Genomic DNA, 9522 nt, shown 5'->3' with positions numbered 1-9522 from the left:
TCGCTAATTGTTTTTTTAGGGCGATTGATTTTTACTTCCGTCGCATCAATCATTACCGTGTCCTCAGAACTGAGAGGAGGTCTTGAAATCGTAAAACCACTTTGAACAAGAGTTACTTCAACCCATTGACTCCGATGGGTTAAGTTGCTTTCGTGGATACCAAAATCAGCCGCAATTTGTTCATAAGTTCGATATTCTCGCACATATTGAAGTCGCCATAAGAAGGTATTCTAGGCTTAATTTAGGTTTTTATCCATCTTTTGCGTGTTTAATTTTTAATACAGCTAACATCTCTTCAAAAGTCGTGCGCTGAACACCAACAAGACGATTAAATTGTGCATCAGTTAGTTGTTTACTTGCTTCATAATTCATAGAACTATTATACCATATTTTGTTTCGCAGGAAGTCTAATAATAATATTTATCTTTCCTATCGAACGCTTTCAATCTTCCAACTATTCCAAACTTTAAACCGTATAGCTCCATGCTGGTCAGTTCGGTAAACTTTGCTATTGATACCTTCCAGTCGTGTCAAAGTTTCCTGATGGGGGAGTTTCGTTCGATTGTTCTTTCCAACTGAGATGAGAGTCATCTCTGGTTTGAGCTGTTCTAAAAAGTCTGAACTTAATGATTTTTTAGAGCCATGTTGGCTAGCTTTCAAAACATCCACTTCTAGGTCAGGATAGTGCTTCAGCATGTCCTTCTCTCCTTTCTCCTCCAAATTTCCAGTGAAAAGAAAGTTTTTATCCAAGAGTTTTCCATACAAAACCAGGGTATCTTCATGATCTCCAATTTTCCTTGGAGATAGGACTTCTAACTGACTTCCAAAAATTGGCAAGTTCTCTCCTGCTGTCACACTGCGCACCTTGGTTTGAGTCGCCTGTAGTTCTGCCACAAATTCCTTCTGTTTCAGACTTCCTTTTGATACTAAAATCTCCCCTACATGAAAAGCCTTGGTCACCTCCAACAAATCTCCAACATGTTCCTTGTCCGTATTTGTCAAAATCAGCTGGTCAATCTTGGCTACTCCTCGACTTTTGAGATAGGGAATCAAGGTTCGCTGGGCATTGCTGGTCGTCGCCTTTTCTTGCCATTTTTCAATTTTCTTATCAGATTCTGCCTTGCCACCTACATCTATGAGAATGGTCTTCCCAGTTACATCCCTTAGGAAAATACTTTCTCCTTGCCCCACATCCAGCATGGTAATTTCATTTTCCAGTGGATGCTTGGTCAAGAAAAAGAGACCCACAATAAGTAAGCTGAAGCCAGCTACTCTTTTGATATTTTTCCTCAAATCATAGACCAAAGCCAAGGAAATTAACAATAAAATTAAAAACCATGCATTAGGTTGTCCAAAGACAAACGGCCTACTTGTCATCTGCGAGACCAAGCGAATCATTCCCTCCAACCATTCAAAGATAAAATTCAGTTGAATGACTGGATAGAGAAAGGAAAGGGCAAATAAGATAGACAAGAGCGGTAAGAAGACCAAATCAAATAGAAAGGAAAAGACAAAGGTCAAGAGGATGGACCAAGGTTGAAATTCCGCAAAATAGAAGGATAGAATGGGCAATATGCCCAAGGAGATGACTAGACTTTCACTAGCAACAGCCTTGAGCCCCTCCCCTTCTTTGCTGGTCATGGTCAGGATAAAAGCATAAGCGCAGGACAAGACTCCTCCTGCTGTCAAGAAAAAGTTTGGCATGACAATAAAGAGGAGAAACACTGTCAAGGCAAAATTATCCAAGCCCTTAACCCCATGTTGAGCCAGTAGCTTTTGCAAGAGACTGCGAATAACCGATGCTGAAAATCCAGTTAGTCCCGCATAGATAAGGGAAAAGGGATAAGTCAGCCATTTCAACTTTTCTTGGGTCAAGCCCAATCGCAAGAGAAGTTTCTTAAATCCGTTCATGAAAAAACCTACCTGCATGCCAGATAGGGCAAAGAGGTGGATAATTCCTAGACTGGAATAAAGCTCATTCATCTCCTCAAAGTCGGTGTCCAGATGTCCCAGCAAGAGTCCTGTCATGTAATTGCGCATAGGGTCTGGAAAGTGCGTCTTAATCCAAACCACAGCCTTTCGACGTAAACTGGACAAGTTTTCTCCTATATCCCAACTGCCAATCTTTTGAAGTGACTGGATTGTTTTGATATTGAGAGTCTGGTAAATTCCCTGAGTCTTCAGATAGGCTTGGTAATTAAAGCCACCAAAATTTCTCTGCCCTTCTGGCTCCGAAAGCTTCCCTTCTAGTCCTATCTCATGCAGGTCGGTTAAAGCTTGAAAGGCTTCTTTCTCCTCCTCGGACTGGAGTTTATAATAGACTTGAAAAATGCGTCCATCAGCCTTGCCGCGAAAGGACAGACTATCACCATTGACCTTAACAGTGTCAGGCAGAATCCGTACCCTTTCAACAGAATCCGCCAGATTTTGACTCGCTTGGCTCTGTTGCCAATTTTGAAACAGAAACCAGAAGCCAAAGACTCCACAAATCACTAAAACTTTGCCTGTTGATTTCCATGGAAATTGGAAAAAGAGACAGACTAGCAGAAAAACAAAGCCCAACAAAGCAAGATAGGATGCTGAGAAAATAGCGTAATAAAACCAAAGTAACAAAAAACTCAGGTAAATTAGGGGAATGGGGATGTTCTTAATCCACTGTAACATAGTCTTTTAGCTTTTCTATGGTCTTAGCACCAATGCCAGAGACCTTCTTGAGTTCATCAATCGACTTGAATTTCCCATTTGCCTCACGATGGTCTATAATGTCCTGAGCTCGTTTTCCTCCCAGTCCCTTAACCTGTTTAAGCTCTTCCAGACTGGCCTTGTTGAGATTGACCTTCTTTTCCTTGCTTGTTGAAGAAGCTGTCCCCGAACCAGTCTGTTGACTAACTGCTTCTTCTCCCTTAGTAGGAACGTAAACCAGAGCCTCATCACTAACTTTCTGAGCTAGATTGAGCGACTTGCTGTCTGCTTGCTCTGTCAAGCCACCAGCCTTCTGAACAGCATCATTGACTCGACTACCTACAGGCAAGTCATAAATCCCTGGCGATTTGACAGCACCTTTGACATCTACTGTGATTAGATCTTGTTCAAGGGGTTCTTCCTTCTCTTCCTTGTTCACTTCCTTTTCGGATACCAAATCCTTGGAAACAGCTGCAACTTCAGCCTGCAAATTCGTTTCCTTTACAGGTGTTTGTGGAGCTGGCTTTAGCAGGAAAAATCCGCCTACAAGCAAGCCCAGACCAGTACAGATGACGATGATTTTATACTCTTTGATTTTCTCGATAATTGCTTCCATATTTTCTCCTCTCTTAGATTATTCGTAAGAGGAAGAAAAAACAGTCGAAAAATTTCTTTTCAACTGCTTATTTATTTGCAAAATAGTCTTCCTTGGTCAAGACATAATGAACTCTTGTCACGATTCGGCCTTTTTCATGCTGGTCCATACAAGCATAAGCTTCTTCGTGGGAAAAACGCATGCCTGATTTCTCCATGACCTTTCCTGACGCGGGATTAGCCTTATCGTGTAAAGCAACTAACTTATTCATTCCTATCTTCTCAAAAGCTAGCTCAATTACGGCACGATTGGCTTCTGTCGTCAATCCTTGATTCCAATACTTTTTATTGATAATGTAGCCAATAGCTGCCTTCTTAAGAACAGGATCAATCTTGTGCAAGTCAATGGTTCCGATAAACTTGCCGTTATCTTTTAATTCAATCCCCCAGCGTCCCAAGGGATTAGCCAAGTAGAACTGAGCAATATTATTCTTGGTTTCTTCTACATTTTGATTGGTTGAAAAAGTGTAACGTGTATTATCCTTGTCCGAGGCATAGTCAAACATTGCTTCCGCATCATTCAAAGTTACAGGTCTAAGCAACAAACGCTCTGTCTCGACTATGGGATACTGAGCTAGTTTTAAAAAGATTGATTCCATACGTTTCTTCCACTTGAAACCTTTCTAATCTAATATAAGGATATTGAATAAAACATTTAAAAAGCAAACTTATAGTAGATTGAAATAAGATATAAACAAATCAATCAGGAAAGTCAAATTAATTTCTAAAAATGTTTTAGCAGTCACAACGTACTATTCTAGCTTCAATCTACTATAGATTTAGTATTGAGATAACTTTAAGTACAAAAGAACTATCCTTCATATAGAGGTTGAGAATCTAATTCTTCACTCTCTTCTTTTTTAACCGGTTCTGGTTCATAGGCTCGGATAATCTGAGCGACAACTGGGTGGCGAACCACATCCTTGGCTGAAAAATGAACAAAGTCAATCTGGTGAATGTTCTTGAGTTTCTCTTGGGCATCAATCAAACCGGACTTGACATTGCGTGGCAGGTCAATCTGACTGATATCTCCATTGACAATCATCTTAGAATGAAAACCTAAACGAGTCAAAAACATCTTCATCTGCATAATGGTCGTATTTTGCGCCTCATCGAGAATGACAAAGGCATCATCCAAGGTCCGTCCACGCATATAGGCAAGGGGCGCAATCTCAATAATTTCACGCTCCATGAGTCGAGTTGTTTGGTCTTTCCCCAGAATCTGATACAAAGCATCATAAACAGGTCGAAGGTAAGGATCTACCTTCTCCTTAAGATCACCCGGAAGAAAACCTAGACTCTCTCCTGCTTCCACCGCTGGACGTGTCAAGATAATCCTCTTGACTTGCCCACGTTTAAGTGCAGTCACTGCTAAGGTCACTGCAAGAAAGGTCTTCCCTGTACCTGCTGGCCCAATTCCAAAGGTCACATCATGCTGTTTAACACTGTCCACATAAAGTTTTTGACCTAGTGTTTTGACACGGATAGGCTTCCCTGTATTATCCTTGATAATTTCTTCTTCATAAAGGGCGACAAATTTGTCGATTTCATCGTTTTTGACCATGCTAATCGCAGTCACTACATCTGGTGTGCCGACTGTCATTCCACGATTTACCAAAACCATCAAGGCTTGAATAACTTGTCTAGCTTCCTCACAAGCTGACTCCCCCCCCAAGACTTGTACAATCTCTGTACGAGCATGAATCACCACATCAAGCTCTTCTTCCATCAAACGAAGATGGCGCTCATTGGAACCAAAAAGATGAAACAGGTCATCTGGATGACTCAGTTGAATGTCTATTGAATGTTCCTTCAAATAAAGAACCTCTCTAATCCTTTTATTTCTTTTTATTATAGCAAAGGGATGGAGAAATTACTAGCCCAAACCCAATGAATCATGCTAGTGTTCTAAGTATTCTTGCCAGATAGCGTCAAAGTCTCCTAGGTTAAAAGAGAAACTGGCATGTTCTTCCAAAAAGCGACTCACCTCATCAAAATCATCTGTGTGTTTTGGAAAAGCTGATTCTTCAAAGGCTAGGTCTGCTAGGATAGCTTTGGGACTGTTACTTTTAGGATTGCGCTCGGTCATGAGCCAAGTGTAAAATGATTTTCTCATATGTCACCCTAGATCAATTCTGTCCCAAACTGGTCTTGCTTGATTTTACCAGCCTTCATAAGACCACCTAAAACTTTCTTGAACTGACCTTTAGAAATGCCAAAGGTTGCCTTGATGTCATCTGGAGATGACTTATCATTCAAGGTCATGAAACCGCCATTGCTTTCCAAATAAGTCAAAATCATCTGGGCATCATTTTCCAACATTTCAAACGAACGTGGTTTGAGGGAGAGGTTCAGAGTGCGGTCCACTTCGCGGAAACCAATGACACGCGCATCTAAAACTTGCCCTAAACGTGGCTCTGCATAGCGCTCGCTAGGATGGATAAAACCAAGCATGTTATTTTCTGGCAGGTAAACAAAAGTTCCTGACAGCTTGAGGCGGTATACAATGGCTGGCCAGTTTTGGTTCTGCATGTTGTTGTAGGCAGGTCGAGCCAGACGTTGGAAGTCTTCTTGATAAGCCAAGAGTCCCCAGATACGATCTTTCTTGTCCACTTCAAGACGGATGTAGAGTTGATCACCCTTCTTAGGCCAGAGTTCCTTGAGCTCAGGGAGAATATCGAGTGACACAACGATTTCCTTGTCAGGAAGGCCTGTATCCACAAAGACACCCAAGTCTTTACGAACTTCTGTGACACGTCCCCAACCAAATTGGTCCTGAGTGGCAGTCACTTCTAGAGTTGTCAAGCGGAGTTTTTGCTTCATATCCGTGTAGGCAAAACCTTTAACCGTATCCCCTACTGTATGTTGACCTTCTTCCTTGGTAAGAGCATAGGTCTGGCCATCCTTTTGAACAAAGTAAAAACGGTCGTTTTCATCGATGATGAGTCCAACGATAAAACTTGCAAGATTTGTATTCATATTTCCTTCTTTCGAACAAAACTCAGCCAGCAATGCCAACTGAGTTTTTCTGTTTATTTTTAGACTTCCAAGAGTTCTTTCTCTTTGTTGGCAGTCATGTCGTCGATGTGTTTAACAGCATCATCTGTTACTTTTTGAATGTCTTTTTCAAGAGTCTTCAATTCGTCTTCAGTGATTTCTTTTGCTTTTTCTTGTTTCTTAGCTTCATCCATAGCATCGCGACGGATATTGCGGACAGCCACTTTAGCATTCTCACCGACTTTCTTCACTTCTTTAGCAAGGTCACGACGAGTTTCTTCTGTAAGAGCAGGGATAACCAAACGAATTACAGAACCATCGTTAGCTGGTGTGATACCAAGATCAGAAGCGTTTAAGGCACGTTCGATGTCTTTCAATGAAGACTTGTCAAATGGTGTTACCAACAAAACACGCGCTTCTGGAATGGTAATTGAAGCAATTTGGTTAAGAGGAGTTTCTACTCCATAGTATTCTACATGTACACGGTCGAGTAAACTTGCGTTGGCACGACCAGCACGGATACCACCAAATTCACGAGCAAGTGATTGGTGAGACTGGGTCATTCTCTCTTTAGCTTTTTCAATAATTGCGTTAGCCATAATCTTTCTTATTCCTTTTCTTCGATATTATTTGAAACTGTTGTTCCGATATTTTCACCAAATACGACACGTTTGATGTTGCCTGGTTGGTTCATGTTGAAGACAACCAAGTCAATGTCGTTATCCATTGAGAGGGTTGAAGCAGTTGAGTCCATGATACGAAGACCTTTATTGATAACGTCACGGTGGGTCAATTCTTCAAACTTAACGGCTGTCTTGTCCTTCTTAGGATCGGCATTGTAAACACCATCGACCCCATTTTTAGCCATAAGGATAGCATCCGCTTCGATTTCAGCTGCACGAAGGGCCGCTGTTGTATCTGTTGAGAAGTAAGGTGAACCAATTCCGGCACCAAAGATAACGATACGGCCTTTTTCAAGATGACGAAGGGCACGTCCACGGACATAAGGCTCTGCCACTTGTTGCATTGCAATAGCTGTTTGCACACGCGTATCAACACCAACTTGTTGCAATGAATCGGCCATCACAAGAGCATTCATAACAGTCCCAAGCATTCCTGTGTAATCTGCCTGAACGCGGTCCATACCTGCTTCTGCTGCAGGTTCTCCACGCCAGAGATTTCCTCCACCGATAACAAGGGCAATTTCGATACCTAAGCTATGAACTTCTTGAATCTCTTTTGCGATTGTTTGAACTGTTTGGATATCAATCCCTACGCCACGTTCACCGGCAAGGGCTTCACCTGATAACTTGATTAAAATACGTTTATACTTGGGATTCGCCATTTTCACTCTCCTTCTTTTATCCTACCTATTTTATCACAATTTCTAAGATTTTTATAGTATCATGAGCGATTCTTTCAAAAAAATTAGACAGTCAAAAATTCCTCTAAATCGCTGAGGGCACGCTCTGCAATTTTTTCATAACGAGCCTTCTTATCACGGATACGTTCGCCTTCCAACTCCTTGATAATCCCAAAGTTGACATTCATTGGTTGGAAATGTTTGCTGTCGGCATGGGTGATGTAATGAGCTAGACTTCCAATCGCTGTTGTCTCTGGGAAAATAGCCTCACTTTCACCCTTGAAGAGTCGAGCCGCGTTAATACCTGCAACTAAGCCTGATGCTGCGGACTCTACATAGCCTTCCACACCCGTCATCTGACCAGCAAAGAAGAGATTTGGTTGTTTCTTAGAACGGTAGGTCTGCTCCAGAAGATTTGGTGAATCCATGTAAGAATTGCGGTGCATGACCCCATAACGAACAAACTCCGCATTTTCAAGACCTGGAATCATTTGGAAAACGCGCTTTTGCTCTCCCCATTTAAGGTGGGTTTGGAAACCGACGATATTATAGAGGCTACCAGCTGCATTGTCCTGACGAAGTTGAACCACCGCATAAGGGGTTTTAAATTCTCCATCACGAGGACCTGTGTAGTCGTCTGGATACTCAAGACCGACTGGTTTCATAGGACCATAAAGCATAGTTTTAATGCCTCGTTTGGCCATGACTTCGATTGGCATACATCCTTCAAAGTACTTTTCTTTTTCAAAAGAATTGAGCGGTGCTTCTTCCGCATTGACCAAGGCTTCATGGAAATCCATAAACTCTTGCTTGGTCATTGGAGCATTGAGATAGGCTGCTTCTCCCTTATCATAACGAGATTTGAGATAGACCTTACTCATATCGATAGTGTTGACATCGATAATAGGCGCTGCTGCATCGTAGAAATAGAAGCCATCGCCATTATTAAGGGCATGAATCTTTTCAGCCAGGGCATCGCTAGTCAAGGGACCAGTCGCCACAACTGTAATAACATCTGTTGGCAATTCTGTAATTTCATCACGCACCACTTCAATCAAGGGGTGGTTGACCACTTTTTCGGTCACCATTTGAGAGAAACCATCACGATCCACCGCAAGGGCTCCACCGGCAGGAACACGTGTAGCCTCAGCAGATTCCAAGATAACAGAACCCAAGCGACGCATTTCTTCCTTGAGAAGACCAACTGCATTTGTCAAAGCATCCCCACGCAAAGAATTGGAACAAACCAACTCAGCAAAATTGTCTGTTTTGTGCTGAGGAGTCGACTTGACACCACGCATTTCATAAAGTTTAACTGGAATACCACGCTCTGCGATTTGGTAAGCTGCTTCAGAACCTGCCAAACCAGCACCGATAACATTGATATAAGATTGAGACACGACACTAATACCTCTTTGGGAGTGTGAAGTTAAGATTCACATTGAAAAAGCCAATCAGACTTACGAGCTTTCGAGTTTCTTGGCTCAGGCTGAAAAAGTCCATTGGACTTACTTCGCTCTCGAATTTCTTGGCTCAGGCTGAAAAAGTCCCCCAGACTTTCCTCGCTCTCGAATTTCTTGGCTCAAGCTGAAAAAGTCCCCCGGACTTTCCTCGCTCTCGAATTTCTTGGCTCAAGCTGAAAAAGTCCCCCAGACTTTCCTCGCTCTCGAATTTCTTGGCTCAAGCTGAAAAAGTCCCCCGGACTTTTTCACTCCCACAAATCTTTCTATTTTTTTCTTCTACTAGTATAACAAAAAAAGGGAAGAAGGCAAACTTCCCTGTTTATACTAAATGAAAATCAAAGAGCAAACTAGCCGCAGGTTGCT

9 protein-coding genes and 1 pseudogene are annotated in these 9522 nt (G+C 42.1%); all 10 read right to left on the bottom strand.

Annotated features, from left to right (window positions below):
* Positions 1-372, bottom strand: a pseudogene (locus HT688_RS03685) (transposase family protein); the annotation flags it as partial.
* Between the two features lie 57 nt (positions 373-429).
* A complete protein-coding gene (locus HT688_RS03680) occupies positions 430-2664 on the bottom strand; it encodes a DNA internalization-related competence protein ComEC/Rec2 (RefSeq protein ID WP_172923572.1) in 2235 nt (744 codons plus the stop codon).
* Positions 2648-3298: a helix-hairpin-helix domain-containing protein gene (locus HT688_RS03675; protein WP_000387332.1), complete on the bottom strand. Its 651-nt coding sequence runs from the start codon at positions 3296-3298 to the stop codon at positions 2648-2650. Before HT688_RS03675 ends, HT688_RS03680 begins: the two co-directional genes overlap by 17 nt.
* 67 nt (positions 3299-3365) lie before the next feature.
* The gene (locus HT688_RS03670) at positions 3366-3935 is read right to left on the bottom strand and encodes a GNAT family N-acetyltransferase (protein ID WP_000443735.1); all 570 of its coding nucleotides are present in this window, start codon (positions 3933-3935) and stop codon (positions 3366-3368) included.
* A 212-nt stretch (positions 3936-4147) separates the two neighbouring features.
* Complete coding sequence (locus tag HT688_RS03665) at positions 4148-5152, bottom strand: PhoH family protein (protein WP_000658205.1); 1005 nt, start codon at positions 5150-5152, stop codon at positions 4148-4150.
* Positions 5153-5236: 84 nt separating this feature from the next.
* Positions 5237-5452 carry a YozE family protein gene (locus HT688_RS03660; RefSeq protein ID WP_001232084.1) on the bottom strand — a complete coding sequence of 72 codons (216 nt, stop codon included), beginning with the start codon at positions 5450-5452 and terminating at the stop codon, positions 5237-5239.
* Between the two features lie 8 nt (positions 5453-5460).
* Positions 5461-6315, bottom strand: coding sequence for an RNA-binding virulence regulatory protein CvfB (gene cvfB / locus HT688_RS03655; RefSeq protein WP_001095471.1), 855 nt, complete (start codon positions 6313-6315; stop codon positions 5461-5463).
* A gap of 59 nt (positions 6316-6374) precedes the next feature.
* A complete protein-coding gene (frr, locus tag HT688_RS03650; protein WP_001262225.1) occupies positions 6375-6932 on the bottom strand; it encodes a ribosome recycling factor in 558 nt (185 codons plus the stop codon).
* Positions 6933-6940: 8 nt separating this feature from the next.
* Positions 6941-7678 carry a UMP kinase gene (pyrH, locus tag HT688_RS03645; RefSeq protein WP_000002996.1) on the bottom strand — a complete coding sequence of 246 codons (738 nt, stop codon included), beginning with the start codon at positions 7676-7678 and terminating at the stop codon, positions 6941-6943.
* Positions 7679-7761: 83 nt separating this feature from the next.
* Entirely contained in the window at positions 7762-9096 is a 1335-nt protein-coding gene (gene trmFO, locus HT688_RS03640; protein ID WP_000083733.1) for a methylenetetrahydrofolate--tRNA-(uracil(54)-C(5))-methyltransferase (FADH(2)-oxidizing) TrmFO, read from the bottom strand.
* Positions 9097-9522: the final 426 nt, after the last annotated feature.

Origin of the sequence: Streptococcus sp. 1559 (genome assembly GCF_013276735.1) — a bacterium.
Lineage (GTDB): Bacteria > Bacillota > Bacilli > Lactobacillales > Streptococcaceae > Streptococcus > Streptococcus pseudopneumoniae.
This window is presented reverse-complemented; position numbering and strand designations above follow the sequence as displayed.